We start from the raw sequence: 26,263 nt of genomic DNA on the forward strand, positions 1-26,263 counted from the left end.
TGTGGGTTCAAAATGAGTTTGTTATAGCGAACTAATTATAAACCAATAAAACCATCCCTGTATCCAATTTAAACTGTTTTATGACTAAAACTCCTGCGTATCTTGAATCAAAAAGCCATTATGAAATCCTCGACGGATTGCGCGGGGTAGCTGCCCTGATCGTAGTTGCCTTTCATGTACTCGAAACTTATTCAGGCAACCGCTTTAATCAAATTATCAATCACGGCTATTTAGCGGTCGATTTCTTTTTCCTTTTATCGGGTTTTGTGGTTGCCTATGCGTATGATGACCGATGGGGAAAAATGACCCAGTGGGACTTTTATAAACGCAGGCTCATCCGTTTACAGCCTATGGTTATTGTAGGTACCATTATTGGCGCGGCGCTGTTTTATTTCCAGGCCTCCCCCGTGTTCCCTATAATTGGTACTACACCCCTTTGGCAACTGCTGCTGGTTATGCTGGTAGGTTTTACCATGCTTCCGCTGCCTGTTTCAATGGATATCCGCGGCTGGCAGGAAATGCATCCGCTGGATGGCCCTGCCTGGTCGTTGTTTTTTGAATATATAGCTAATATTCTTTACGCACTTTTTATTCGTAAGTTTTCGCAGAAGGTGCTTGCCATTTTTGTAATCCTGTCTGCATTGCTGCTTATCCAATATTTAGTGATGGGGCCGCAAGGTGATGTTATTGGCGGATGGAGCCTTAACGCACCCCAACTTCATATCGGTTTTGCCCGCTTGCTTTATCCGTTTTTTGCTGGCGTGTTGCTGTGCCGCATGGGTAAACTGATCCATATTAAAGGTGCTTTTGCAGTGTGCAGCTTGCTGATTGCCATTGTCCTGGCCATTCCAAGGATCGGAGGCAGCGAACACCTTTGGATGAATGGCGTATATGAATCATTCGCTATTATAGTTGTGTTTCCGCTTATAGTTGCCATTGGCGCCGGCGGTAAAATAACCAGCAGGTTTGCAACCAAAGTGTGCACTTTTTTTGGCAGTATTTCATATCCGCTTTACATCACCCATTACCCGTTAATTTATCTTTACACCGGCTGGGTGGTAAAAAACAAAGTGCCTTTCGGCTACGGAATTTGGTTTGGACTGTTGTTGTTTGTTACCAGCATTGCCATCGCATATGCATCGCTTAAATTATACGATGAGCCGGTTCGCGAATGGCTGCGCAAACGCTTCCTGGTAAAACGGGCTTAACATCGTAAATTAATATTTTAAGCTAATTAATAAATCAAACCAGAAAGGAATATCGATCAGTTTAAGCAATAACCTCCGCAACAAACATTAATTAACAAATGGTAATCTTTTTTAATTTTAGTTATATTTGATTATCAAATTATTAAACCAAATTAAATCATGAAAAAGTATTTATTAGTATTGGCGGTAGCTTTATCCATGAGCGCCTCTTTCGCATTTAAAATTGATACGGGGCATCTTAAGGGATATATTGACGATTCCATGTGCGCCTCAAGTAAAACGCCTATGTGTACACCGGAAACTCGTGTTGCATGTGCAAAAAAATGCCTGAAAAGCGGTGCTGCAGCGGTTTTGGTTGTAGGCGATAAAGTTTATAAAGTATCAAACCAAAAATCTGTTTTAAAATACGCCGGAAAAAATGTTAGTGTTGACGGTAAAATAACCGGCGATACCATTGAAGTTACCAAGGTAACCGAAGAAAAATCTTAATTCAACCAGTACGCATCAAAAAAAGGCCATCCCGTTTATCAGGCGGAATGGCCTTTTTTATTGGCTGTTTAATTTTTCAAATTATTCCTGTTTATGTCCCTTGCTTAAAATTTAATCGTGAAATATAGCGGCGCGTAATTATCCTGTTAACTTAGCAGTATGGATAAAGTAAACATTTTTGATTCTTCGTTTGAGCCCGCCCTTATCGCGGAGATCAGGCAGTTTGGAGAATTAATGACCTTTAAAGAAGGTGATATAATTATGGATTACGGTAAATACATCCGCATGATGCCCATAGTGATCAAGGGAACTTTGAAAGTGCTCAAAAAAGATGAAAACGGGAAGGAGCTACTTTTATATTACCTTTCCAGCAGTGAAAGCTGCTCCATGGCTTATAGCTGCTGCCTTGAAGCCAAAAAAAGTGAAGTAAAGGCTATAGCCGAAGAAGATGTTGAACTCGTAGCAATCCCTCACACCAAGCTGGATGAATGGCTCTGCAAATACCCTGGCTGGAAAAACTACATTATGCGCAGCTTTAACGAGCGTTTCCTGGAGCTGCTAAAATCAATCGAAAGTATTGCTTTTCATAAACTCGATGATCGTTTAATTGCTTACCTCAAAGAAAAAAAGCGTTTATCAGGTTCTAACCTTATAAAAGTATCTCATTACTTAATTGCGGATGAACTGGCCACCTCAAGGGTAGTGGTATCGCGCCTGTTGAAACAGCTGGAAAACGACGGCAAGATCCTCTTGTACCGAAATGAAATAAAGCTTTTAAGCGATTTTAACTAAATGCCTGTGGCATTGCAGATCCCTCCGGAAAGTAATTGTTATAAATTTTAACAAAAATTAAAATTTACGCCTGGTACAATCGTCTGTATTGGCAGGAAGCGAATCTTATTTTACCCTTCAATTATCTTTCCTTTTATAAATTGCAGGCTTTTAATTGATTATTATGCACAACGGTGGTTTTTTGAAGATATTTTTAATTATTGCATTTATAAGCCTTTTGTTAGACTGGTATGTTTTTAACGGCCTCAAAACCCTAACCCTCGACTGGCAATCAGAACGTTTCCGGCGGGTGGTTAAATGGGGTTTCCTGCTAATTTCTGTAGGTGTAACTGTACTTTTTATTGGCGGTTTCGGCAGCTTTAGCACCGCCCGGGGGATGATACCTTTTCACGAGTGGATGCTGAGTCTTTTCCTCACCTTTTTTGTAACCAAGATATTTTTTGTGGTGATATTGCTGTTAGGCGATACCGGCCGCCTGTTTTATGGGGTAGTAAATAATATTACCAGGCCCGAAGGCAAGGCAATTGAACCTTATTTTCCGGCAAGGCGTAAATTTATAAGCGAGATTGCCGTATTGGCTGCAGCATTCCCCTTTACTGGCTTTTTGTACGCCATGGTGAAAGGAAAATACGATTACAAAGTACACCGCACCACGCTTTATTTTGATGATTTGCCCGAGGCTTTTGACGGATTTACCATTACCCAGCTATCAGATATTCACTCCGGCAGTTTTGATAATACCACTGCTGTGCAGCGGGGTATTGACCTGGCTAAAGCGCAAAAAAGCGATATGTTTGTTTTTACAGGCGACCTGGTAAACAATGCCGCCTGGGAGGTTGAACCTTACATCCCCAATTTCAGCCAGCTTAAAGCGCCCTATGGGCAGTTCTCCATACTGGGAAATCATGACTATGGGGATTATATTCAATGGGACAGCCCGGCGCACAAATCAGCAAACCTTGACAAATTGAAAGAACACCACCAAACAATGGGTTATCGTTTAATGCTGAATGAAAACATAGCGATTGAGAAAGACGGCCAGAAAATTGCGCTGATAGGTGTAGAAAACTGGGGCAAAGGATTCATCCAGTTGGGCGACCTGGATAAAGCATTGGAGGGTGTAGATAAAGATGCCTTTAAGATCCTGCTCTCGCACGACCCTACTCATTGGGAGGAAAAGGTACGCTACAACCCGGCCAACATCCATTTAACGCTTTCAGGGCACACCCATGGCGCACAGTTCGGGGTTGAAGCCGGCGGTTTAAAATGGAGCCCGGTAAAATACCGCTACCTTGACTGGGCCGGACTGGTAAACGAAAAGAACCGTTACCTGTACGTAAACCGCGGTTTCGGTTTCCTCGCATTTTCCGGCCGCCTGGGCATCTGGCCCGAGATTACTGTAATAACTTTAAAGCGAAAAAAAGCAGAAGCTTAGGTCAGGGAACTGGTGTTAAAGCTAATCGGAGTTTTTCCCCTTTAGCATAAACACCTGCGAGGGGAAAGACTTATCATCGAAAACTTCTTTTACAGTAATAACTTTATTCACTTTATCAAAGGTCATTATCTGCCGGGTTTCATTTTTATAACGCGGCCAGGCGGGTAATGCTGCGCTATTGGGATTGCCATTTTTTATAAATGAAACCCAGGTACGGTGCATCGCCGCAGCCAGTTGCTGCCTTTCTGCTTCCGCAGCTTTTAATTTGGGGTCGTTCCATACATACTGAAGCTCAGCCCCGTGATTTGCGCCATATTTTTTGCCGTTATCATAATCAAACCTGTACACCCAAACAGGAATTTCATTTTGTGAAAGCGCTTTGGCAAAGCGATAACTATGCATTTGGTACATGTATTGGGTTATTACTTTTACAGCAGCATCATAAGGTGTATTTGTATTAAGCTCTTCTTTAAAAGTTTTGTAAACCATGGGATAATCATCACCAAACAGCGCCCTTAAAATTACCGTATCCGGGTGTTTTAACTTTTCATCGCCATTAATAAACAAGGCGGCCTCATATTTATTGGTACCTATTAACGCTTTTATATGCGGTATATCCTTATCTGCCACATATTTGTAAGCATCGCCTGTAATGGTAACACCATCGTAAACAGGGCCAAAGAACGAATTGCCACCAATACCGGCGCATACTATTGCCTGGGCTTTAATTATAGAATCAGCCGGGAGCAAGAGCAACTTACGGGCATCATTTTTACCCAGGCCCAATTGTTTTAAGATTTTCAGGCGTTCATTTTTTGCAGTTAGCGTATCTCTGATGCATTGAACAGATCCGCTTTCAGCAATATATTGCTGAAACAGTCCTTTTGATTTTGGCGAAACAAGTACAGCACTGATCAACTTTGCCCCTGCCGATTCACCCATTATAGTTACCCGGTTGGCGTCACCGCCAAATAGGGCAATGTTTTGTTTTATCCATTTAAGCGCCATCACACAATCCAGCAAGCCGTTATTGCCAGATTGGGCATAACGGTTATCCAAATCGCCCAAGTACAAAAAGCCTAAAGCGCCAAGCCTGTAGTTTATAGTTACCGTTACAATATCGTCATTATCGGCAAAGGCATGTCCGTCTTCACCTTTTCCGGCGCCGGCAGTCATACTTCCGCCGTGCACCCACACCAATACCGCCCGTTTTTTGTTATCGGTTTTGGGCGTGTAGATATTTAACGAAAGACAGTCTTCTGTTCCCAGCACCTGTCGTCTGTCGGGTTGTGTTGCTATCGGCCCAAATTTTTGCGTCTGCAAAGTGTCTTTCCAGGCAACATGTTCGGCCGGTGGTAAATATCTTGCAGCGCCTACCGGTGGCGCAGCATAAGGCACGCCTTTAAAAACAGCTGTTCCGTTTTCAAATTCGCCACGGATGTAACCTTTGTTGGTTTTTACAACCGGCTGATTTTGAGCCAATACTTTAGTTAACGCAATAAACGCAAACAACAAAGTAATAGCCATTATTTTTTGGAAGGTAGATTTCATAACTTTTGGTTAGGTTAAAAATAAACAATGTACACCATTAAAGGTGTAACAATTTTGGGCGCGAAAAAAGACTGGCACGGTTTAAGCTTTATAAAGGGAGCATACAAAACAAACTACCATGACACAGCAAAACAACAGGAGAATAGGGCAAAACCCAACACAAAAACCGGTAACTAAAATGGATACTTTAAATGACACCTGGACGGTGATGAAACCATTTGTTCATTTCTCATATAAAGCTTTGAAAGTTATTGCCCACGCTTTAATATTTATAGTGAAGCATATCCCGAAGCCCGGGGAGCATAAAGCTAAAGACAAAAACAACAAAGTAATTAAGATATGAAGCGCTACGCCTAACGCTTTCAACACGCAGAATTTAGACATCCAAACGCGTTAAATATAATTTTGTCGAATTAAATTCATTTTTTAAAATACTATTTTGAATATTATTCTAAAATAACGTAATATTACCGTATGATTAACGAAACAGAAATCATACTGGATAAAACAGACCTGCATATTTTACGATTGATGCAGGAGAATGCCCGTATCAGCAATGCCGACCTTGCACGCGAGCTGGGCATGGCGCCTTCGGGTATCCTGGAACGTGTAAAAAAGCTGGAACAAAAAAATGTGATCCGGCAGTACACAGCGCGCATCAATCCCGAGGCGTTGCAGCAAAAAATGTTAGCCTTTATTTTTATGAAAGCGGCTGATGGCCCGGGCTGCAATGATACTGCCAAACAATTGGCTACAATCCCCGAAGTTCAGGAAGTGCACCATGTTGCCGGTGACGATTGTTACCTGGTAAAAGTTCGTACTTATGATTCTGCCTCCCTGATGCATTTAATGCGGAACGAGTTCAGTAAAATACCCAACCTTTTAAGCACCCGCACCACCATAGTGCTCGAAACGGTTAAGGAACAGCAACAATTGGTTATACCCGAAAAATTATAAACCCATGCCTTTATCTTCCAAAAAATCAGCCCCGCCGCTGTTGGTCATTATTGCTTTTGCAACCGTTTATATTGTTTGGGGCTCTACCTATTTTTTTATCCGGTTGGCCGAACAGGGTGGAATGCCCCCGTTTTTTTTGGGAGCTTTCCGTTTTACAATCGCCGGGCTCCTGATGATGGGCTGGTGCTTGATTAAAGGCGAAAAGATTTTTGTGAAACGGGATATCATGAATGCTGCGGTAACAGGAATACTCTTATTATTCGTGGCCAATGGCATTGTAATATGGGCCGAACAAACTTTACCCAGCGCCATGGTAGCTATCCTGGTTTCATCCGCCCCCATCTGGTTTGTATTGCTCGATCAGCCAAACTGGGGCGTCAACTTTAAAAACAAGGCTACCATAGTTGGGCTGGTAATTGGGTTTGCCGGCGTTATTATATTATTCAGCGAGCAGATTGAAAAGATATTTGCGGGCGGCGGTGCTTCAAAATTACCGTGGATGCTCTTACTGTTGTTGGGAACCATTTCATGGGCCGGCGGATCGTTATTTTCAAAACACAGGCCAACCTCTGGCTCTTCGACTGTAAGCACTGCCTGGCAAATGTTAAGCGCGGGCCTTGTGTATATCCCGGTAAGCTTCATCCACAACGAATATGCCGGTTTTAATTTTCACAGCATTCAAACCAGCGGCTGGCTGTCTGTATTGTACCTCATCATTTTCGGCTCAATAGCGGCATATAGCGCTTATGTTTGGTTACTGCAGGTTCGCCCGGCAACACAGGTAAGCACTTATGCGTATGTCAATCCGGTCATAGCAGTAATTTTAGGAGTAGTGTTCGCCATGGAACACATTTCATTTACACAACTGGCAGGCTTATTCATTATTCTTGGCAGTGTGCTGCTCATCAACCTGGCAAAGTACAGAAAAGAAAAACTACAGCTAAGGGCGGCAGAATGATTATTATAACTAAACAACGTAAAACCGGTACGCTAAAAAACTGCGTAATAACGTGCCGCTGCAAAAACAGTCATAAACTAATTACTGGCGTTTACACCACAACAGGCAACTTAAAGGCCCTTTGGCAGGGAGCGGGCGGGCGTTTCCCATTTTCCAAATTCAAAGTAATCATCAACAGTGATGCTGATTTTACTGCCTATCGTATATTTACCTTTGGTGTAATTGTTGGCTCTTAATACAACCCGATCACGCTCAATAATCAATTCCTCAAAAAAACCTTTGAACAGGATCTGTTTAACGGTCCATTTATTACCGAAGCCCTTGCCTATTTTAACGTGCTCGGCGTACACTACCACAGTGCCGCGTTTACTTTTGATCCCGCATTTCAGGGCTTCGTCTGCTGTTAGCTGGCTGCTGCTGGCCAATATTTGAGCGGTATATAAAAGTTTGGGCGAATTATAAAGCTCTTCGGGACTGCCGTTTTCAACAATTTCACCTTCTTTCAGCACAATCAGCTCATCGGCCATTGATAAGATCTCCGCCGGATCATGCGAAACCAGCACAATGGTTACCCCCCACTCTTTTACAATATGCCTTATGTCGTGCTGAAGTCCTTCGCGGTAAGTGGCGTCTACCTGATTAAAAGGCTCATCAAGCAAGATAACTTCGGGTTTACTGATCAACGCTTTAGCTATAGTAACCCGCTGCTTTTCGCCGCCGCTTAATTTTCCAAACGGCTGGTCTTTCAGCGGAAATATATCAAGCATATGCAGCGAGTCGGTAATCTTTTTTCCCTCAGTATCAACACCTATCTCGCCTATTCTCAACCCGGACCGTACACTATCCCATACCGTAGCGTTCATATCCATATCCTGGTTATTTTGGGTAACCAGCCTCATAGCTTCGTGTGCGGGCTGCAACTTTTCCTCGCGTTTTAAAATGCGTTCTTCCTTAAAAAAAACCTCACCGCTATCGGGCTGCATTAAACCAAACAGTAAATTCAACAGTGTAGTTTTGCCGCTTCCGCTCTCGCCCACTATGGCAGTTATCTTTCCTTTGGGAATAAATATGGTTACATTATTAACACCTGAAGACTTATCGCCAAAGTAATTTTTGGTTACCGATATGGTTTCCAGGATCATATCATCTTGCATAGTCGCTTTAGTTAGCTCTTTAAAACAAATGTATCGGGTAAATATTCCCAAGTCTAAACTATAAAAGTTTATCATAAAAATGAAATATGTAATTCAATACCCGTAGTATTTGGTTTTCAATACTTCATCAACTCAAACTGCGGGGCATCCTGTTTCTAATATTTATTTATATTAGCAACAGAAATTAAAATTTAACCCCCCTTATGGAGCATCACTCTAAAACCTGGCATCAAACACACAAGGAGTCGTTAGGATTTGGCCAGCGCCTTGCCGATTCTGTAGCAAACGGCATGGGTTCATGGCGTTTTATTATTATCCAAACGCTGATTGTTGCAGTGTGGATGACCTTAAATGTTATCGGATTTAAATATAAATGGGACCTTTATCCCTTTATATTACTGAACCTTTTGTTTTCAACCCAGGCAGCTTATGCGGCTCCCATTATTATGATGGCTCAAAACCGCCAAAGCGAGCGTGACCGCGCCCAGGCTGATGCTGATTATAAAACAAATTGCGAGGCTAAAGTGGAGATTGAAGAGTTACTTGAAAAACTCAACTCCATTGAAATTGACAAACTGGATAAGATCCTTTCCCTGTTAGAGAAATTGGATAAAAAAGCCAATTAAGCCTTATAAGCGTCTTATCGACGGCTATAAGATTCCTTAAAATTCACAAGTGTTGTCTTTTTATTACCTTTGCGGCCCATGACCAGCATTGAACAAGCAATAGTAAACGAAGCGGAAGAGGAGATAAAACCCAAAACGCCTAAGCAACGCTTTTGGAACGTTGTTAAAACTATTTTAAAGATAGCAGTAACCGTAGCTTTACTGATCTGGGTATTCAGCAAGGTTGATGTTAATAAAGTTAAGATCAGGCTGTTTGAGGCAAATTACTGGTGGATGCTGGCTGCATTTGTATGCCTTGCTTCGTCAATGATCGTATCTGCATGGCGATTGCTCAGCTTTTTTAAATCAATAGGATTAAACCTAAACCCTAAGTATAATTTACGGCTATACTTCCTGGGCCTGTTTTATAATTTTCTTCTGCCCGGTGGTATCGGTGGCGATGGGTATAAGATGTACCTGATCAATAAAACCTACAAAACACCGGTTAAAAAGCTGTTTTGGTCGGTAATGTTCGACAGACTGAGCGGACTTTGGGCCATAGGCTTAATCACCGTGGCGTTAATCTTCCTCATCCCTCAAATAGATATTCACATCGGAATCCCGCTGGGAATATTTGTAGCCGGCTCTATAGTTTACTATTTTGTAGCCTACAAGTTTTTCAGGGATTATACCCACAGGTTCTTTGAGGCTCACGCTAAAGCGTTGCTGCTGCAATCGTTACAACTGCTTACCATAATTTGTGTAATTTTAGGCCAGCCTGAATTTCACCAGGCAGGTTTTAATGGTAAATTTTCTCCTTATTTATTATCCTTTTTAATTTCTGCACTGGCATCTATTATTCCTATAACGGCAGGTGGTGCCGGCGCACGGGAGGCTATTTTCACCAAGCTTTCAACTGTGTTCCCAATGATTCCCGACCTGGCTATCTTCCTGGCTACTTCGTTTTATTTATTGTCGCTTGTGGTAGCATTATTTGGTGTTTATTATGTGATACGGCCGGGCAGGCTCCAGGAGGGTTTACCCCCGGCAGCAGATCTGACTATTGATAAGCCATCCAATCCTGCCGCTAACAAAATTTAATTTGCGCTTTTTATTATGGCAAAATAAATTTAACCTTCCAGTTAACCAGATAGTTCTCAATTATTTTGTAAAAATACCGCCGGTCAATCAAAGGGGCTAATCAACCATTCAACTTAATTCCATAATTTTGTTTTTTCTAATAAACCAAGATTGATGGCCAGTTTTAATGATTTTAGTAACCAGCAGGTAGCTGCTTTACCCGCGCATTTAAAACAATTTATAGTTGATCAGCACTATGAACATTACACCCCTGTTGACCACGCAGTATGGCGCTACGTTATGCGGCAAAACTACAGTTACCTTAAAGATGTAGCCTATTATCCATACATCCCAGGGCTTGAAAAAGCAGGTTTGTCTATCGAAAAGATCCCAAGTTTACAGGAGATGAATGATGCGCTTGCCAAAATAGGCTGGGGTGCCGTTACTGTTGATGGTTTTATCCCGCCTGCTGCCTTTATGGAATACCAGGCGTACCGTGTATTGGTAATTGCTGCCGACATTCGCCAGTTAAAGCATATTGAATATACCCCCGCTCCCGATATTATCCATGAATCAGCAGGCCACGCGCCTATCATAGCAGATAAAGATTACCATGAATACCTGAGTTATTTTGGTTCGATAGGTGCCAAAGCCATGTTCTCGGCCCAGGATTTTGAACTGTACGAAGCCATAAGGGCATTATCCATATTAAAGGAAATGCCGGATGCAGATGAGCATGAAATTAAAAAAGCCGAAGAAGTACTTTTGCACCGCCAGGAAAATATGGGCGAGCCATCTGAAATGGCCCTGCTAAGCCGCCTTCACTGGTGGACAGTAGAATACGGCCTGATCGGGAGCCTGGAAAATCCTAAAATTTATGGTGCCGGTTTATTATCGTCCATTGGGGAAAGTGTAAGTTGCATGACTTGCGACATTAAAAAGATTCCCTACACCATTGATGCTATAAATTACACCTACGACATCACAAAAACACAGCCGCAACTATTTGTAACGCCTACGTTTCAAAACCTGATTGATGTACTGGAAACCTTCGCTGATACCATGTCATTCAGAAAAGGCGGAGCCTTTGGTTTACAAAAAGCTATCGAAAGTAAAAACACCTGCACTGCAGTGTACAGCTCTGGCTTGCAGGTATCAGGTACGTTCACTGAATTTGAACACCAGAATAATGAGCCAGTATTTGTAAAAACGCACGGCGCATCGGCATTATCAATTGATAACAAACAGCTGAAAGGCCACGGCAAAAAACACCATAAAGATGGCTTTAGCTCGCCTGTTGGTAAGCTTAAGGGCCATGCCATGCCGTTAGAAGACCTGAACGCTTATGAACTTGGTTATTTTGGGATTGAACGGGGCAAAAGCGCGGAGTTATGGTTTGAGAGTGGAATTACAGTTGCCGGAGAAGTAAAAGAGATCCTTTCGTCAAACGGAAAAACGCAACTGATTACTTTTATAAACTGCACGGTAACCGGCAAAAATGGAGAATTATTATTTGATCCTGAATGGGGCGTTTATGATATGGCCGTTGGCGAAAAAATAGTTTCAGTTTTTTGTGGCGCGGCCGATAAGGAGGAGTTTTTGGAAATAGTTTACAAATCTAACATGGCAACGCATCATGCTTCCTATGACCAAAACACGCTCGAACTGCACAAACTTTATGAGCAGGTACGCAACCGCAGGCACAACGGCGGCGATTTTGGCTTTTTGGGTAACGTTTGGCTAATGCTTCAAAAATATCATCATGACGATTGGCTTTGCGCTATGGAAATATTGGAGATCCTGGAGCATGAAGAAGCGGAACCTGCCGTGGCAGCAGAGATCAGGTCCTTTTTAGAGGAAAAGGCTAATACCGAGCCTGATTGCAAAAAACTGATTACCGACGGCTTTTATTTAATTAAGAACCCTGTTGAGCAAAAATTGGTTGTTTAGCGATTTGTTTGTAAAATTGCCTGACAACTACGAAATCTATGAATATAATTATAACTGGCGCCAGCAGCGGTGTGGGATTTGAAGCAGTCCTGGAGTTGATACTATCAGGTAAGCATAAAGTGATCGCGCTATCCCGATCGCAGGAAAAGCTGGAGCGCTTACTTGAAATAGCGCATGGTTTAAATCCTGATGCGGAAATATTTGCCCTGGCATTTGATATTGTACATGATGATTACCAGGGTTTGCAACAATTTATAAGCAGCAACTTTGATAACCGTGTTGATATACTCATTAACAACGCGGGCGTACTAATTAAAAAACCATTTGCCCAAACGCTTGAATCAGACTTTGTAGAAATGCTGCAAAGCAATTTCATAGGTCACGTGCGTATTATACAAGCGCTGATTCAGCTAATGCCCAAAGGTGCACACATCTTAAATATTGGCAGCATGGGAGGTTTCCAGGGTAGCCTCAAGTTCGCAGGTCTTGCCGCATATTCGGCCAGTAAAGCTGCTTTGCATACCTTAACCGAGTGCCTGGCGCTTGAACTTGCTGAACAGGAAATAAAAGTTAATTGTCTGGCATTAGGCTCTGCACAAACCGAAATGCTGGAAACAGCTTTTCCCGGTTATGAGTCGCCGGTAATGGCTTTCGAAATGGGCAAATACATTGCAGATTTTTCGGTTACCGGGCATAAATTTTACAACGGCAAAGTACTTCCGGTTGCGGTTAGCACCCCTTAACGGGCAAAATTAATATTTACGGATTGCGTATTGTCAGCAAATATCCCTAATTTTATGAAGCACCGAGCGTATTTACACTTTAAGCTGTAAGAAATGGGATCAAATCTTACTTTTCTTTTCGATCAATCCAGTGACTTTTTTTGTCTTTTTACAAGGGAGGGTACAATTGTAAAAACTAATCCTGCTTTAAGAGAAGTACTCGGTTATACAGAGGAAGAGCTGCATGGGAAAAAAGCTTACGAGTTTTCTCATCCTGCTGACAGAAACAGACGCGAAGAACTTTTTAAAAACGTATCGGTTAACAACAAAACTACAGGGCTCGAAACCCGCACCAGGGCAAAAAACGGCCGCTATTATAACGTTCGCTGGTCGTTGATGTTGAATGCAGTTGATAACCTGGTATATGCAATAGGTGTAAATTTAACAAGCGGCTTTAATAATTCCGAGTATGAAGGCACCACGGATAATATCCAGCATATTATTCAAAGTTTTAACGAAGGCTTTCTTATTATTGATAATAACTGGCAAATTACATCCTTTAATCCCGCCTTCCAGGCTATAACGGGAATAAGTGGCGAAGAACTTAAAGGCTTAAATTTCAGGCAGCTGGAAAACATGGGGATAACGGAAAAAATCCTTGCTGAATTTGAAACTGCGTTTAAAGGCAGCTTATCTACCCAGCTTCAGTATTTCAATACTCATTTTAACAGGTGGTTACGGGTAAATATATATCCGTACAAAGATGAAATAGCCCTGTTTATTAGGGATATTACCAATATAAAAACCCAGCAACTGATACTGGCACTTGAAAAAAAGGTACTTGAATTAAACGCTTCGTCTTTATATTCCTTATCCCAAACCGTTAATGAGTTGCTTAAAGGTATCGAGGAAATATTTCCCGATATGATCTGCTCTGTCCTGGAAGTGGACGAACCCCGGCAAAAGCTGTCGCACCTGGCTGCGCCAACCCTGCCCGCTGCATATTGCCAGGCAATAGATGGTATTGTAATAGGGCCCAAAGCAGGCTCTTGCGGCACCGCAGCGTACCATCGCAGCCAGGTAATAGTCAGAGATATTGAAACAAACCCTTTATGGGATGATTACAGGCAACTCATTTTGCCGCACGGGATTAAGGCTTGCTGGTCAACTCCAATTATAAGTTCCAACAGTTCACAGGTACTGGCCACCTTTGCGGTTTATTATAGCCAGAAACGCGAGCCCAGGAACGAAGAATTACGGATGATTGAGCGTACCTCAAATATTCTCCGTGTTTTAATCGAAAATAAAAGGACCCAGGACCATGTTAAAGAGCAAACCAGGCGGCTCCAGGAAATCGCTGCTATCAGTTCGCACGACATAAGGAGGCCCGTCGCTACGATTTTAGGCCTGGTAAACTTATTTGATCTCCGACATTTAGACACCCCCCTTAACAGGGAGATAATTAACCACCTCGATATTACAGCAAAGGAACTTGATGAGGTAATCCACACCATTGTTGAAAAAACCATTTATTTAAAAGGAGAAGATTAACCAGGCTGAAAGGAGGCTTTATGTTTCATTTAAACCCTGCGCCGTCTGCATAGATTAAACATGCTACTCACTCATTATAAATTGCATTGTTCGCCATGCGCAAACAATGCAATTTTATGTTACATTTTGGGTCGGTCTCAACCTTTTAGTTTAATAAAATCATTAACCACAACCTCGGTCATATATCTTTTATTGCCATCCTTATCAACCCAGTTTTTGTTGGTTAACTTGCCTTCGATGGCTACTTCATCGCCCTTTTTCAGATAGTCGCCAATAAATTTTGCCTGGCTGCCCCATGCTATCAGGTTATGCCACTGTGTTTCTGTTACCCGCTCACCTTTATCATTCTTGTACGTTTCATTGGTTGCCAATGAAAATTTAACCAGTTGCTTGTTGTTGTCAAAGTTCTTTACTTCGGGATCCATACCCAGGTTACCTACCAGGCGTACGCTGTTTCTTAATGAGTTCATGTTTTTACTTTTTTTGTTTTAATTGACAATACGAAGGTGAGCATCGTCATCAACCCTACCCGGTTATTAACCGTTTATAACCGACAATTTCCGTTTGTAAGCGTTTGCAAACGGATAATATTTTATTTATCTTTAGCTGATGAATGAGGAAAGATTATGCCTTGATTGCAGCCTTCCATTACATGGCAGGGCTGATAAAAAATTCTGTAACGATCTGTGCCGCAACAATTACAACAACCAGCTTAACAGCAGCAGTTACAACCTGGTACGCAATGTCAATAATATCCTTAAGCGCAACCGGCGGATTCTTGAAGAATTAAATCCCGGCGGCAAAACAAAGACCACCCGCAAAAAGCTGTCTGCCAAAGGCTTTGATTTTGACTACCACACCCGTAGTTATCTGACAGGCAACGGTAAAACCTATCATTTTTGTTATGAGTACGGTTACCTTCCTCTAGATGGCGACGAGTTTTTGTTGGTAAAACGGGAAGAAATTTGAGATAGTTCCAGAAATCTGATGTTCGATTTTAGATTTATTTTGAGTATAGGTTTAATTACACCGGCAGTGAAATTTAAATAAATATTTTCCTGCCATTTAGATTCGGAAATGCAAATGATTAAACGAGCGTCATATTAAACAACCGTGGCCCAAAACTAAATCGCGAAATCCGAAATAACATTATCTTTGCACGCAAATGATCATCCAGCAATTTTACGACAAAGGATTAGCACATGGCTCTTACGCCCTTATAAGGACCGGCAAAATGATTGTAATTGATCCGGCCCGCGATCCACAACCATATTACGATTTTGCAGCACAGCACGATGCCGATATTGTGGGCGTGATAGAAACGCATCCACATGCCGACTTTGTAAGCTCGCACCTGGAAATTCACCAAACTACCGGGGCTGTTATCTACTCAAGCAAGCTTACAGGTGCTGAATATCCGCACGAAAGCTTTGATGACGGCGATGTGATTCAGCTTAATGATATTAAACTTAAAGCGATAAATACCCCCGGCCATTCGCCCGATTCGATCTGTATTTTGGTTGAAGATGAAGAAGGAACAGAAAGCGCAATTTTTACCGGCGACACTTTGTTTGTTGGCGACGTTGGCCGCCCTGATTTGCGTGAAAACGTTGGAAATATTACCGCAAAAAAGGAGGAACTGGCCAGGCAGATGTACGCCTCTACACGCAGTAAATTAATGAACCTTCCGCATAATGTAATAGTTTATCCCGCACACGGTCCAGGCTCATTATGTGGTAAAAATATGAGCCCCGATCTGCAAAGTACCATCGGGCGCGAATTGCGTGAAAACTATGCCCTGCAGCTGATGGACGAATTACAGTTTGTTAAAACGCTTATTGCCGACCAGCCTTTTGTACCCAAATATTTTGGGCACGATGTGGAGCTTAACAAAAAAGGGGCTCCTTCATTTAAAAATAGTGTGGAAAGCGTCTTAAAGCTTAATGAAAATGCAGTGCTGGAAAAAGGTGTGCTAATTATTGATACCCGCCCAAAGCTTGATTTTCGTAAAGGCTATCTGAAAGGCGCAATCAACCTGCAAAACGGTGAGAAGTTTGAAACCTGGCTTGGATCAATAGTTAACCCTGGTGAGCCTTTTTACCTTGTTGCCGCTGATGAAGCCGAGTTAGATATGATGATAAAAAAGGCTGCAAAAATCGGTTACGAAAAAAACATTAAAGGCGCCCTTCTTATTCCTGCTTCAGCCACTGAAACCATGTCCGATCTGGACCTTTCCGATTTCACGAACCATACAGACAGCTATACAGTGATTGATGTGCGCAACGATACAGAAACGGCAGAAGGCCTTATTTTCAAAAACGCCATTACCATTCCGCTTCCGCAGCTTCGTGAAAGGATCAATGAGATCCCAACCGATAAACCTATTGTTGTACATTGTGCTGCGGGCTACCGTTCGGCAGCAGGGGTTAGTATTATAAAAGGTGATATAGATACAGTACCGGTTTATGATTTGGGTGAAGCAGTAACGAATTTCGCTGTAAATAGTTAATGTAGTTTTTTAGTTGATGATTGTAATTAATGACCAGCTCACAATAGTACGTACTGCCGACGGATCAAACACCATTTTTAATCCGCAGGTTGGCGAAAATTACCACTCAACGCATGGTGCTTTGCAGGAAAGCCGGCATGTTTTTATAAATGCAGGCTTTCAATATTTCATGGGTGGAGCTGACACTCCGAAGGAGTCTGTATCTATATTGGAAGTTGGCTTTGGCACCGGGCTGAATTTTTTACTAACAGCTGATGCCGGCATTAAGGCAGGCGTTCCCCTCGCTTACACAGGAATAGAAGCCTATCCATTAACAAAAGGGATGATCAACCAAACAGGATATGATACCTATATTCCGGCAGATTTGTGGCAACAATTTATAGACAATTATACCACTGCTTTAGTAAATAAAGTTCAGTTAAACCCATTGTGCCAGTTGGAAATTGTGCATCTGCCGCTGTTAGCATTCCAATCAGCACAACTGTATGACATTATTTACTTTGATGCGTTTGCTTCCGCCTATCAGCCCGAAATGTGGGACGAAACAGCTATTGCCCATACCGTAAAATACTTAAAACCGGGTGGTGTGTTTGTTACTTACGCCATTACCGGTAGTTTAAAACGGGCGTTGAGAGCATTAAACTGCAAAGTAGAAAAAGCCCCCGGCGCGCCCGGGAAGCGGGAAATGCTGCGGGCAGTAAAACTTAAGGATTAAGATGAGAAAATATCAGGCTATACTTACAACCTGAACCCGACATTAAATTTCATGGTGAAGCCATTATTTGAAGGCAGATCACGCACCGCAAATTCATTTAACGTGGTTACGCTGCGGGTTGCATAAATGATAGGTCCGCCGCACAATGTAAATGAAAACCGGGATGCCGGAGGCGTATAATTTAATGAAGGGCCAATAAGTACCCTTGCGCCGCCCTCTGCTTCATCTGTTTGCCAAAAACCTTCAATGTCCTGCCCTATAGCTTCAAGGCCACCAAAAAGCTGTCCGCTAATTTGCCTGTGAATCCCTATGCTGCTGATCACATCTAAATTATCCCGGTTCTTATCAAACGCTTTTTCAAACCTTACATTAGCACCAAGCTTCCATTTCAAGTTCTCAAAAGCTGCGGCTATACGGCTTAAAGCAACTTTATCGCTGTTAAACTCGCGCCTGAAACCAAGGCTTGCCCCAACCCTTACGCCTTCAACAGAATTGCCGCCTATAAAATCGCGCAGCACCTCGGCTTGCTGTAAACTATTAATCCTACCGTTATTGCCAAACCCCACGCCCATTGATGCCACCAGGGTAAACTGGTTACCAAGGTATCCCTTAACAGAGAGGTTTTGATCTACCCCGTCATAACCCAGGGGTGTAACGGTACGCTGCCCGTACCCGCCCGAATAGTTCAGGCTCCAGCCGCGCGCAGCCGGGTTAAGGGTATTCAGCGTAAACAAAAATGGCTGCGGCTGAGCTATTGATGTACCCGAAAATTGCGGATTTATGGTTTGTGCTCGTAAGGCCAGTACCGGCAGTAAACACAGGTTTAAAAAAAGTAGCTTTTTTATCATAATTATAACACTTAACGGAATACTTTGCTAAGTAAAAATATTAAAATTAACTGTGCATTAATAAGGCAATAATTTAAAGTTGTACAACATTTTAATTGAATCAATCAAATTTCAAATCTGGCAGCCTATCCCCTTTTTAAATAAGCATTAGGTACATTCACCGGGGTGTAATGAATTCCAAACCCGGCTTTAACCAGTAACGATACCACGGTCGCAACGGTTTTTTCGTCACGGTGCATTTGGGGTAATGATCCCATCATGGCATAGCTGATGGGGTTTACGGCAGGGATAAACGTTTCCCATTCATAACCTTTACCCCATATCAGTCCATCAAGGGTAATCAGTACATCCGCCTTGTTTTGAAGCAAAAAATTCAGGATTGCCCCAGAGTTATTGTTATTTTGGTTAACCGTATGGAAAATTGGCGTGTGCCCGCCAAAACCAAATTCATCAAGCGCCGCTCTGGCATTTATATCTGCGCCATTTTCAACCAATACTTTTGCGCAGTTAATGCAGTTATATTCTGCACAGAAATGCAGCAGCGTGCCGCCTGTTAAAGGAGTATAAGTATTATTGAAGAGCGACCAGGTTTTATCTATAAGGCTTGTATCATTATCAATCAATTCTTTTAACTTTTCGGCATCATCAACAAAAACAGCAAGCAGGGCACCATCGTCAAACTCCAGCCCTGCATCAATAAATGCTTTTACACAATCTTTAAAACGGGGGGTACGGGTGTACATCTCAACCATTCTTGTAAAAAGAGGGATCCCATAATGGATTTCATTAGGACTACCACCCTCCTGAAAATACGAACGGATGCCCTCAACGGAATGGACTTCAATTGCGTAAAGAATTTGATCATACCCAGGCATAACCGACATATTAGTTTTATAATTAAAGTTACTTATTTTTAAATGCTTGATCGCCTGCCGGCAAACTTTTCACCTTTAGCGCAACAGGCTTTCCTATCTTTCACACTTAAACCTTATTTTTACAAAAAATCGTGCAATTCGTGATCTAATAACTTATGCCACTAACACCGCCATCAACTGCATCAACACCCGAAACCGCCTTTACCCGGCTGCTTACTATTATGGACGACTTGCGTCTTAACTGCCCATGGGATAAAAAGCAAACGCTTGAAAGCCTGCGTCATTTAACTATTGAAGAAACCTATGAACTTTCTGACGCCATATTAAGTGCCGATATGCCTGAAATTAAAAAGGAACTGGGTGATATTATGCTACATCTGGTGTTTTATGCCCGAATAGCATCAGAAACCAATGATTTCAATATCACAGACGTGCTGAACAGCATTTGCGACAAACTGGTTAACAGGCACCCGCATATTTACAGCGATGTTGAAGTACAGAATGAAGAGGATGTAAAGCGTAACTGGGAACAAATCAAACTTAAAGAGGGTAATAAATCGGTATTGGGAGGCGTGCCGGCATCATTACCGGCATTGGTAAAAGCATCGCGCATTCAGGAAAAGGCACGCGGAATTGGGTTTGACTGGGAAGAAAAAAAGCAGGTATGGGCCAAGGTTGAAGAAGAGCTGCAGGAATTTAAAAACGAGTTTAATGCCGAAGACGAAAGCACCATTGATCATGAAAAAGCCGAAGGAGAATTTGGTGACCTGCTTTTTTCGTTAATTAACTACGCCCGGTTTATAAATATTAACCCGGAAGATGCTTTAGAAAAAACAAATCGTAAATTTATAAAACGCTTTCAATACCTTGAGCAAAAAGCCGCCGAAAACGGACAACAGTTACAGGACATGAGCCTTGCCGAAATGGATATATTTTGGGAAGAAGCCAAAAAAAATTAAAATATGCCGATAGTTGTAGCGTTGAATAAAAAATTAACGTAACCAGTTAAAACCAAAATTATGAAGCTAAGATTACTATACCTGTTACCTTTTGTGGCAATATTTATGAGCGGCTGCCTTGCAGGAAGCACCAAATCAGCACCCAAGCCAATACCCGATGGTAATTACACAGGCGAATTCAGGCTTTTACATATTCATAAAGACAATACTATAGATACCGTTAAAACAAACATTAACCTTTACATATCGCCGGTTTCTACGGCTACCTATGCGGTAACCGGCGACACAGCTACCGTGCACGCAGGCAGCAAAGGCACTTATGTTTTTAATGACAACGGTACCGCAATTTTTACCGACAACACTTATTCCAGTTTAGCACCGGTAACAAAAACACACCTCACCGGGGTATATACTTATTTATATGACGGCACAATTTTCCAGATGGTAGCCTATGGCGCCAGGGATACACTGGTGCTCCAATATGATTTAAAGAAAAAGAACTAATTGTTGCTTGTTTATCAACCAGGCAAATCCATTCAACTATTCCGGCAAACTAAATTTAAATTTATTGTAGCGATTTTTTTCCTGGTTTCGTAAGGGATGTAAAAGGACAGTAAATTTGAGCTGAATTAAACACATTTGATGCATCAACCGCGGGGCATTGCTGAAGATGAAATAATTAGCAAGTGCAAAACAGGCAGCTTAAAATACCAGGAACTGCTTTATAAGCAGTTCTATGGCTATGCCATGGGTATTGCCCTGCGTTACAGCATTAACCGCGATGACGCTTTGGAGGTAGTTAACGATGCTTTTATTAAGGTATTCAACAGCATAAAAAGCTATAATGCCGACAGGCCTTTTAAAGCATGGCTGCGCACTATTATAGTTAATACAGCTATTGACCGCCGGCGCAAAGAGCTGAAATTTCAACTGCATGTTGAGATTGACAATGCAATGCCGGTTAGCAACGGAGGCAATACCATTGAAAATTTAAACGCAAAGGATATATTAAAGCTGATGCAGCAACTACCGGCTGTTCAACTCACCATTTTTAATTTATATGAAATTGATGGCTATAAGCATGATGAAATAGCTAAAATATTGGCAATACCTGAAAGCTCGTCCAGGGTTTACCTGAGCAGGGCTAAAGAGAAATTAAGAAATATATTACGATCAGAAGCGCATAACCATGGACGATCAGTTGGATAACGACTTAAGGGACCACATAAAGGAGGTGTTCCACAATTTCGAAGACCCTTCTGCCAATGAGGGCTGGTTGCTGCTGCGGGAAAAATTTCCGGAGCAGCAGTCAAAGCGCCGTGGGCTTGCCTGGATCTGGTGGGGTTCGTCGGCTGCAATTTTGCTGGCGTTTTTAGGCATTGGTTTATGGATGATAAACAGGCCCGTTGCACCGAAAAACAATGTGGTTAAAATGTTAAAATATCCGGAACGCGAAAACTTAACCGTCAAAAAAATTCAGGAAGACACCACTGGTGAACATACAGCACCGGTTAAAAAGCACCCCGGTAAAACACAAGCGACAGTCAGCTATCAGGCCCTGCTGTTAAGCCCTGTTACCCTTCCAGGTGCTCCAATGCAGTCCGGTGAGTCGCGTGTTAAAACAAACCGGGCGCCTGCATATGATGATAGTATCAGCAAATCGCTGCGACTTGCTAAAGCAACAGCTGACAGCTCAAATATATTTATTAATAAAAATAAAATGGCACCGCAAATGGCGGTAAATAATGAGCCAAACGGCGAAAAGCAGCAGCCGGTTCCAATGCAGGAGAAAAAACCCATAAAATCAATTATTGCCATGTTTAATGAAGATAAAGGGGAAAAAGCTAAAAAGACGGAAGACGCAAGCCAAAACCAAAAAGTTAGGTTTGCGGTATATGCAGCCACTTATTTTAATTACGCCAAAGGGAGCGATAACCAGGTGAATGCCGGGGCGGGCTTCACGTCTGACATCAGGATCAGTACAAACCTGAAGCTGGTAACGGGCATTTCCATTGCCCAAAACTCGTTGAGTTATACCGATTTTCCATCCGCCGTAGCTTCTGCAAAAAGTAACCTGTACGTACCGTCGGCTGTTACCAATGCGTCCATGGCTTTTACGGCATCATCGACACCTAAAATAAGGAATTATAATGCCAGCCTTATCGGGCTTGACATCCCTATAAATATAAAATATGAGTTTAACCCTCAAAAAAGCGATGCTTACTTCTCTATGGGTTTAAGTTCAGGTACTTTTATTGACGAGTCATATACCTACAAGTATAACTACCCATCGTTCCTTTCTGAAAAGCTGCAGCAAACACAGGATGAAACTACCGGAAAAAACTTCGGCAGCTTTTACTTTGCAAAAACATTAAATGTGGCGTTTGGTATTGGCTACCCCTTTGGTAAAAACCGGCTTATTATTGAGCCTTTTTTAAAATACCCGCTTGACGGTATGGGCTCGCAAAACCTCAAATTTGGTGCCGGCGGCTTAAACCTGAAACTGAATTTCCAATCGCCACACAAATGAAAAAACTTACCTTAACCTTATCACTTTTTTTTCTTTTAACCAACGTTTTTGCTCAGAAAATCGAATTGTCGGTGCAAACCAGCGCTGCGCTGCTCCATTTTGCTGGCACCTCAACCACGTCCCAAACAATTATTAATACCGGTGCAACACCTTACACTAACAACCCGTACGGTAAAGAAGCCGGTTTGGGCTATAGTTTGGGCCTGCAGGCGCAATATATTGCAAAGGGCGGTTTTATAGCGGGTGTACAAACTGGTTTTGACAGGCTGCGAAGCAAGGTTGATATTACTGGTGTGACGCCGCAGTATTATCTTGATTACAACTTTAATTACGCTCCGTTTCCTGCCAAAGGAGAAACTTATTTAACAACCCAGGATATTAACTTAAGCCCTTACCTGGGCTATAGGTTTATAATTAAAAGAGTAAAATTAGACCTGATGCCGGGACTTGACCTGGGCTTTAACTTAAGTTTATACGACAGGGGGAGTGCAAAAACCACCGGAGACCAAACTACTTACAAAACAAATTATAGAGAACCTAACGCCCCAACCGATGTAAGGCTTAAGCTTAGCTTAGCTGCAATGTATAATCGTTTTGGAGTAACGGCATCATACGCACATGGCGTAACCAATTATGAGTCGAATATCATTGGCGACAATTCATACCAGGCCCACAGCGAATTATTTAGATTCGGCGTTAGCTACCGGATAAATTAATCATAATCAGAACTGTAAAGCTTAGTCGCTATTACCTGCAATGCTACTTAAACTGTATAGCTTTTACCGGCTCAATCCGGGTTACCAGCATAGACGGGATGATCATCACCAGTAAACAAATAATAAGCGTGCCTATGTTTAAAATTGATATTTCTATCCAGTTGAACTTAATAGGCACAAAACTCATGTAATAAGATGCCTGGTCGAGTTTAAAGAAATGGGTTTGTGCCTGGAACATACCTATCCCCAAGCCAAAAACGTTACCAAATAGCATCCCCAGGCCTATGAGGTAAAATGCGTTGTAAAGAAATACTTTTCGAATGGCCCAGTTATTGGCGCCCATGGCTTTTAACATGCCAATCATGGTGGTACGTTCCACAATCATGATTAACAGGGCGGAGATCATATTAATAACCGCAACCAGTATCATTAACACCAAAACCACCTTGGTATTGCCATCAAGCAGATCAAGCCAGCCGAAGATTACACCAAAGCTTTCCATTACCGTGTAAGATTTAAGTTTGGCCGGCAATATATCATCAATTTTATTTGCGGAATAATTGATCTCATCAAAATCATTCAACCTGATCTCGTAACCTCCAATATCATCAGGTTTCCAGTTATTAAGCCGGTTAATGATCGACAGATCACCTACAACGTACTGCTTATCGATCTCTTCAATTCCTGTACTGTAAATTCCTGTAATGGTAAACGGGCGCCACCTCAGCGGTTCCTGTGCAAAATACATCAAAATCTTATCGCCTACCTTAAGCTTTAAACGGTTGGCCGTTATTTGAGAAATGAGCAACTGCTTTTTAGCCTCAACAGTATCGGTAAAATCAAGCACTTTACCACTAACCAGGTTCTTTTGAAAAAACGCGCGGTTATAGGTTCTCTCTACCCCCTTTAATACCACGCCTTCAATTTCGGTGCTGGTTTTAATAATACCGGGCTTTGTGGCAAAGGCCGTTACGCCACCAACGTTGTCAATATGCTGCGCCTTTTTTACAAAGCTGTTATCAGCTTTAAACGGGGAGTTTTCGAATGAATTATTAAGATCGAACTTCACCACCTGGATATCTCCGGAAAAACCTCTAATCTTTTCCCTTATCTCCTGCTTAAACCCCCGTACTATAATAAGCGTTAATATCATAACACCTAAACCCAGCATAATGCCAAGAATAGCTATGCGCACAATCAGTTTTGAAAATGTGCGTTTAGATTTAAAAGTTATGCGGTTAGCTATAAAATAGGCGAAACTCAATGCGACATGGATTTTTAGTACCTTCGCAAATATGCGGTTTTGCTGTTAAAAACCTGCAAACTTTAAATAACACCAGCGGTTTATTTATGATGAGGATAAAGCTTTTTCTACAATTTTCAATAATTGCATGTTTACTATCATGTGCCGTATCGGGCCAAAAAAGCAATTATAGCCCTTTAGCCGGCGCTACCGCAAATAAATTACCGGTTATAACAGCTGCCGACCAAACCAATCTTTATATAAATTACCTTAAGGGAAAAAACGTAGGAATGGTTATTAACCAAACCTCAATTATAGGTAAAAACAAAACGCTTAGCCTGGATAGCCTGGTAAAACTTGGCATAGCTGTTAAGAAAATTTACGGACCGGAACACGGTTTTAGAGGCGATGCCAGTAATGGTACCGACGTAAATAACAGCGTGGATACTAAAACAGGGGTGCCCGTAATTTCTATTTACGGCAACAAACACTTTAAACCCACTGCCGAAGATTTAAAGGGAATAGATATATTGATTTATGACATTCAGGATGTGGGGGCCAGGTTTTACACCTACCTTTCAACCCTGCAATATGTAATGGAAGCCTGTGCCGAAAATAATATTGAGCTGATGATACTTGACAGGCCAAACCCTAACGGCTTTTATGTAGACGGGCCTGTTTTGGATACCGCTTACCGTTCATTTGTAGGCATGAACCCTATCCCTGTTGTGCACGGGCTTACCACTGCGGAATATGCCCAAATGCTAAACGGCGAGGGATGGTTAACAAACCATGAAAAATGCAAACTAAAAATAATCAAGGTGGCTAATTACAAGCATAGTTCGCATTATGTACTCCCGGTAAACCCATCGCCCAATTTAAATACAGATAAGTCAATTTTGTTATACCCGTCAGTATGTTTGTTTGAAGGTACAACCTTAAGCCTCGGCAGGGGTACTATGCAACCTTTTTTACAGATCGGGCATCCGGCACTTACAGGCAAATATACATACGCATTCACGCCGGTAAGTATCAAAGGCATGAGTGAAGATCCGCCTCAAAAAAACAAAACATGTTATGGGCTCGACCTGAAAAATTATGATACAAATACCATTTACGCTGATGGTAAACTTAACCTGGCATGGCTGATTGAACTATATAAAGCATTCCCCGATAAGGAGCACTTTTTTAACGCCTACTTTACGAAGCTGACAGGCACAACGGAACTACGTAAGCAAATTGAAGCCGGTAAAAGCGAAGCCGAAATAAGGTCCGGCTGGGAGCCAGCATTAAGCAATTACAAAACCATGCGGCTAAAGTATTTACTTTACCAGTAAGCAATTACGAAATATTTGAATACTGATCTGCTAAATGGTCCACCTCCAAAAACAGCAATAAAAACTATTCTTTAATGCA

Annotated in this window: 27 protein-coding genes; 21 read left to right on the forward strand and 6 right to left on the reverse strand. The window is 42.0% G+C overall.

Annotated elements, in window-relative coordinates; genetic code table 11:
- Positions 1 to 80 precede the first annotated feature (80 nt).
- The 4 genes from MuYL_RS16965 to MuYL_RS16980 all read left to right on the forward strand — a co-directional run bounded on the left by MuYL_RS16965 (position 81) and on the right by MuYL_RS16980 (position 3,924).
- Positions 81 to 1,208: an acyltransferase family protein gene (locus tag MuYL_RS16965; RefSeq protein ID WP_094571691.1), complete on the forward strand. Its 1,128-nt coding sequence runs from the start codon at positions 81 to 83 to the stop codon at positions 1,206 to 1,208.
- Positions 1,209 to 1,367: 159 nt separating this feature from the next.
- A complete protein-coding gene (locus MuYL_RS16970) occupies positions 1,368 to 1,697 on the forward strand; it encodes a hypothetical protein (RefSeq protein ID WP_094571692.1) in 330 nt (109 codons plus the stop codon).
- 159 nt (positions 1,698 to 1,856) lie between these two features.
- Positions 1,857 to 2,489 carry a Crp/Fnr family transcriptional regulator gene (locus MuYL_RS16975; protein ID WP_094571693.1) on the forward strand — a complete coding sequence of 211 codons (633 nt, stop codon included), beginning with the start codon at positions 1,857 to 1,859 and terminating at the stop codon, positions 2,487 to 2,489.
- A 163-nt stretch (positions 2,490 to 2,652) separates the two neighbouring features.
- Entirely contained in the window at positions 2,653 to 3,924 is a 1,272-nt protein-coding gene (locus MuYL_RS16980) for a metallophosphoesterase (RefSeq protein ID WP_094571694.1), read from the forward strand.
- 21 nt (positions 3,925 to 3,945) lie between these two features.
- Here the strand turns inward: MuYL_RS16980 and MuYL_RS16985 are convergent, their stop codons facing one another.
- Positions 3,946 to 5,475: a carboxylesterase/lipase family protein gene (locus MuYL_RS16985; protein ID WP_094571695.1), complete on the reverse strand. Its 1,530-nt coding sequence runs from the start codon at positions 5,473 to 5,475 to the stop codon at positions 3,946 to 3,948.
- A gap of 118 nt (positions 5,476 to 5,593) precedes the next feature.
- On the opposite strand from MuYL_RS16985, the gene MuYL_RS23300 reads away from it, so the two are divergent.
- From MuYL_RS23300 to MuYL_RS16995, 3 genes are all read left to right on the forward strand, one after another.
- Complete coding sequence (locus MuYL_RS23300) at positions 5,594 to 5,818, forward strand: hypothetical protein (protein ID WP_157740923.1); 225 nt, start codon at positions 5,594 to 5,596, stop codon at positions 5,816 to 5,818.
- 131 nt (positions 5,819 to 5,949) lie between these two features.
- A complete protein-coding gene (locus MuYL_RS16990; RefSeq protein ID WP_094571696.1) occupies positions 5,950 to 6,432 on the forward strand; it encodes an Lrp/AsnC family transcriptional regulator in 483 nt (160 codons plus the stop codon).
- Between the two features lie 4 nt (positions 6,433 to 6,436).
- The gene (locus MuYL_RS16995) at positions 6,437 to 7,390 is read left to right on the forward strand and encodes an EamA family transporter (RefSeq protein WP_094571697.1); all 954 of its coding nucleotides are present in this window, start codon (positions 6,437 to 6,439) and stop codon (positions 7,388 to 7,390) included.
- Positions 7,391 to 7,500: 110 nt separating this feature from the next.
- Here the strand turns inward: MuYL_RS16995 and MuYL_RS17000 are convergent, their stop codons facing one another.
- A complete protein-coding gene (locus MuYL_RS17000) occupies positions 7,501 to 8,544 on the reverse strand; it encodes an ABC transporter ATP-binding protein (protein WP_157740925.1) in 1,044 nt (347 codons plus the stop codon).
- A 203-nt stretch (positions 8,545 to 8,747) separates the two neighbouring features.
- Between MuYL_RS17000 and MuYL_RS17005 the strand changes: the two genes are divergently transcribed.
- The 5 genes from MuYL_RS17005 (at position 8,748) to MuYL_RS17025 (ending at position 14,452) form a co-directional block, all read left to right on the forward strand.
- The gene (locus MuYL_RS17005; RefSeq protein WP_094571699.1) at positions 8,748 to 9,170 is read left to right on the forward strand and encodes a DUF1003 domain-containing protein; all 423 of its coding nucleotides are present in this window, start codon (positions 8,748 to 8,750) and stop codon (positions 9,168 to 9,170) included.
- 78 nt (positions 9,171 to 9,248) lie between these two features.
- Positions 9,249 to 10,250, forward strand: coding sequence for a lysylphosphatidylglycerol synthase transmembrane domain-containing protein (locus MuYL_RS17010; protein ID WP_094571700.1), 1,002 nt, complete (start codon positions 9,249 to 9,251; stop codon positions 10,248 to 10,250).
- 153 nt (positions 10,251 to 10,403) lie between these two features.
- On the forward strand, positions 10,404 to 12,179 hold the full coding sequence (locus tag MuYL_RS17015; RefSeq protein ID WP_094571701.1) for an aromatic amino acid hydroxylase: 1,776 nt from the start codon (positions 10,404 to 10,406) through the stop codon (positions 12,177 to 12,179).
- Between the two features lie 38 nt (positions 12,180 to 12,217).
- Positions 12,218 to 12,922 carry an SDR family NAD(P)-dependent oxidoreductase gene (locus MuYL_RS17020; RefSeq protein ID WP_094571702.1) on the forward strand — a complete coding sequence of 235 codons (705 nt, stop codon included), beginning with the start codon at positions 12,218 to 12,220 and terminating at the stop codon, positions 12,920 to 12,922.
- 93 nt (positions 12,923 to 13,015) lie between these two features.
- Positions 13,016 to 14,452, forward strand: a complete 1,437-nt coding sequence (locus tag MuYL_RS17025; RefSeq protein WP_094571703.1) for a PAS domain S-box protein — start codon at positions 13,016 to 13,018, stop codon at positions 14,450 to 14,452.
- 137 nt (positions 14,453 to 14,589) lie between these two features.
- Here MuYL_RS17025 and MuYL_RS17030 read toward each other — a convergent pair whose 3' ends face one another.
- Positions 14,590 to 14,922: a single-stranded DNA-binding protein gene (locus MuYL_RS17030; RefSeq protein WP_094571704.1), complete on the reverse strand. Its 333-nt coding sequence runs from the start codon at positions 14,920 to 14,922 to the stop codon at positions 14,590 to 14,592.
- A 139-nt stretch (positions 14,923 to 15,061) separates the two neighbouring features.
- On the opposite strand from MuYL_RS17030, the gene MuYL_RS17035 reads away from it, so the two are divergent.
- The 3 genes from MuYL_RS17035 (at position 15,062) to mnmD (ending at position 17,676) form a co-directional block, all read left to right on the forward strand.
- Positions 15,062 to 15,421, forward strand: coding sequence for a hypothetical protein (locus tag MuYL_RS17035; protein ID WP_094571705.1), 360 nt, complete (start codon positions 15,062 to 15,064; stop codon positions 15,419 to 15,421).
- Positions 15,422 to 15,617: 196 nt separating this feature from the next.
- Entirely contained in the window at positions 15,618 to 16,961 is a 1,344-nt protein-coding gene (locus MuYL_RS17040) for an MBL fold metallo-hydrolase (protein WP_094571706.1), read from the forward strand.
- Positions 16,962 to 16,977: 16 nt separating this feature from the next.
- Entirely contained in the window at positions 16,978 to 17,676 is a 699-nt protein-coding gene (gene mnmD / locus MuYL_RS17045; RefSeq protein ID WP_094571707.1) for a tRNA (5-methylaminomethyl-2-thiouridine)(34)-methyltransferase MnmD, read from the forward strand.
- Positions 17,677 to 17,699: 23 nt separating this feature from the next.
- Here the strand turns inward: mnmD and MuYL_RS17050 are convergent, their stop codons facing one another.
- Positions 17,700 to 18,524, reverse strand: a complete 825-nt coding sequence (locus MuYL_RS17050) for a hypothetical protein (RefSeq protein ID WP_094571708.1) — start codon at positions 18,522 to 18,524, stop codon at positions 17,700 to 17,702.
- Positions 18,525 to 18,649: 125 nt separating this feature from the next.
- Entirely contained in the window at positions 18,650 to 19,408 is a 759-nt protein-coding gene (locus MuYL_RS17055) for an ankyrin repeat domain-containing protein (protein ID WP_245845594.1), read from the reverse strand.
- Positions 19,409 to 19,554: 146 nt separating this feature from the next.
- On the opposite strand from MuYL_RS17055, the gene mazG reads away from it, so the two are divergent.
- The 5 genes from mazG (at position 19,555) to MuYL_RS17080 (ending at position 23,604) form a co-directional block, all read left to right on the forward strand.
- Positions 19,555 to 20,358, forward strand: coding sequence for a nucleoside triphosphate pyrophosphohydrolase (mazG, locus tag MuYL_RS17060; protein WP_094571709.1), 804 nt, complete (start codon positions 19,555 to 19,557; stop codon positions 20,356 to 20,358).
- 60 nt (positions 20,359 to 20,418) lie between these two features.
- Complete coding sequence (locus MuYL_RS17065) at positions 20,419 to 20,862, forward strand: hypothetical protein (protein WP_157740927.1); 444 nt, start codon at positions 20,419 to 20,421, stop codon at positions 20,860 to 20,862.
- A 138-nt stretch (positions 20,863 to 21,000) separates the two neighbouring features.
- A complete protein-coding gene (locus MuYL_RS17070; RefSeq protein ID WP_094571711.1) occupies positions 21,001 to 21,567 on the forward strand; it encodes an RNA polymerase sigma factor in 567 nt (188 codons plus the stop codon).
- A complete protein-coding gene (locus MuYL_RS17075) occupies positions 21,548 to 22,888 on the forward strand; it encodes a hypothetical protein (RefSeq protein WP_094571712.1) in 1,341 nt (446 codons plus the stop codon). The genes MuYL_RS17070 and MuYL_RS17075 overlap by 20 nt, the downstream gene beginning before the upstream one ends.
- Positions 22,885 to 23,604, forward strand: coding sequence for an outer membrane beta-barrel protein (locus MuYL_RS17080; protein ID WP_094571713.1), 720 nt, complete (start codon positions 22,885 to 22,887; stop codon positions 23,602 to 23,604). The genes MuYL_RS17075 and MuYL_RS17080 overlap by 4 nt, the downstream gene beginning before the upstream one ends.
- Positions 23,605 to 23,647: 43 nt before the next feature.
- Here MuYL_RS17080 and MuYL_RS17085 read toward each other — a convergent pair whose 3' ends face one another.
- Positions 23,648 to 24,868 (reverse strand): ABC transporter permease, encoded by a 1,221-nt coding sequence (locus tag MuYL_RS17085; RefSeq protein WP_094571714.1) that lies wholly within the window; start codon positions 24,866 to 24,868, stop codon positions 23,648 to 23,650.
- An 86-nt stretch (positions 24,869 to 24,954) separates the two neighbouring features.
- On the opposite strand from MuYL_RS17085, the gene MuYL_RS17090 reads away from it, so the two are divergent.
- A complete protein-coding gene (locus MuYL_RS17090) occupies positions 24,955 to 26,184 on the forward strand; it encodes an exo-beta-N-acetylmuramidase NamZ family protein (RefSeq protein ID WP_211710175.1) in 1,230 nt (409 codons plus the stop codon).
- Positions 26,185 to 26,263 lie beyond the last annotated feature (79 nt).

The organism is Mucilaginibacter xinganensis (genome assembly GCF_002257585.1).
Taxonomy (GTDB): Bacteria; Bacteroidota; Bacteroidia; order Sphingobacteriales; family Sphingobacteriaceae; genus Mucilaginibacter; species Mucilaginibacter xinganensis.

Coding starts and splice junctions, on each gene's coding strand:
- MuYL_RS16965 (WP_094571691.1), top strand. CDS start 81: ATGACTAAAACTCCTGCGTATCTTGAATCAAAAAGCCATTATGAAATC.
- MuYL_RS16970 (WP_094571692.1), top strand. CDS start 1,368: ATGAAAAAGTATTTATTAGTATTGGCGGTAGCTTTATCCATGAGCGCC.
- MuYL_RS16975 (WP_094571693.1), top strand. CDS start 1,857: ATGGATAAAGTAAACATTTTTGATTCTTCGTTTGAGCCCGCCCTTATC.
- MuYL_RS16980 (WP_094571694.1), top strand. CDS start 2,653: ATGCACAACGGTGGTTTTTTGAAGATATTTTTAATTATTGCATTTATA.
- MuYL_RS16985 (WP_094571695.1), bottom strand. CDS start 5,475: ATGAAATCTACCTTCCAAAAAATAATGGCTATTACTTTGTTGTTTGCG.
- MuYL_RS23300 (WP_157740923.1), top strand. CDS start 5,594: ATGACACAGCAAAACAACAGGAGAATAGGGCAAAACCCAACACAAAAA.
- MuYL_RS16990 (WP_094571696.1), top strand. CDS start 5,950: ATGATTAACGAAACAGAAATCATACTGGATAAAACAGACCTGCATATT.
- MuYL_RS16995 (WP_094571697.1), top strand. CDS start 6,437: ATGCCTTTATCTTCCAAAAAATCAGCCCCGCCGCTGTTGGTCATTATT.
- MuYL_RS17000 (WP_157740925.1), bottom strand. CDS start 8,544: ATGCAAGATGATATGATCCTGGAAACCATATCGGTAACCAAAAATTAC.
- MuYL_RS17005 (WP_094571699.1), top strand. CDS start 8,748: ATGGAGCATCACTCTAAAACCTGGCATCAAACACACAAGGAGTCGTTA.
- MuYL_RS17010 (WP_094571700.1), top strand. CDS start 9,249: ATGACCAGCATTGAACAAGCAATAGTAAACGAAGCGGAAGAGGAGATA.
- MuYL_RS17015 (WP_094571701.1), top strand. CDS start 10,404: ATGGCCAGTTTTAATGATTTTAGTAACCAGCAGGTAGCTGCTTTACCC.
- MuYL_RS17020 (WP_094571702.1), top strand. CDS start 12,218: ATGAATATAATTATAACTGGCGCCAGCAGCGGTGTGGGATTTGAAGCA.
- MuYL_RS17025 (WP_094571703.1), top strand. CDS start 13,016: ATGGGATCAAATCTTACTTTTCTTTTCGATCAATCCAGTGACTTTTTT.
- MuYL_RS17030 (WP_094571704.1), bottom strand. CDS start 14,922: ATGAACTCATTAAGAAACAGCGTACGCCTGGTAGGTAACCTGGGTATG.
- MuYL_RS17035 (WP_094571705.1), top strand. CDS start 15,062: ATGAATGAGGAAAGATTATGCCTTGATTGCAGCCTTCCATTACATGGC.
- MuYL_RS17040 (WP_094571706.1), top strand. CDS start 15,618: ATGATCATCCAGCAATTTTACGACAAAGGATTAGCACATGGCTCTTAC.
- mnmD (WP_094571707.1), top strand. CDS start 16,978: ATGATTGTAATTAATGACCAGCTCACAATAGTACGTACTGCCGACGGA.
- MuYL_RS17050 (WP_094571708.1), bottom strand. CDS start 18,524: ATGATAAAAAAGCTACTTTTTTTAAACCTGTGTTTACTGCCGGTACTG.
- MuYL_RS17055 (WP_245845594.1), bottom strand. CDS start 19,408: ATGTCGGTTATGCCTGGGTATGATCAAATTCTTTACGCAATTGAAGTC.
- mazG (WP_094571709.1), top strand. CDS start 19,555: ATGCCACTAACACCGCCATCAACTGCATCAACACCCGAAACCGCCTTT.
- MuYL_RS17065 (WP_157740927.1), top strand. CDS start 20,419: ATGAAGCTAAGATTACTATACCTGTTACCTTTTGTGGCAATATTTATG.
- MuYL_RS17070 (WP_094571711.1), top strand. CDS start 21,001: ATGCATCAACCGCGGGGCATTGCTGAAGATGAAATAATTAGCAAGTGC.
- MuYL_RS17075 (WP_094571712.1), top strand. CDS start 21,548: ATGGACGATCAGTTGGATAACGACTTAAGGGACCACATAAAGGAGGTG.
- MuYL_RS17080 (WP_094571713.1), top strand. CDS start 22,885: ATGAAAAAACTTACCTTAACCTTATCACTTTTTTTTCTTTTAACCAAC.
- MuYL_RS17090 (WP_211710175.1), top strand. CDS start 24,955: ATGATGAGGATAAAGCTTTTTCTACAATTTTCAATAATTGCATGTTTA.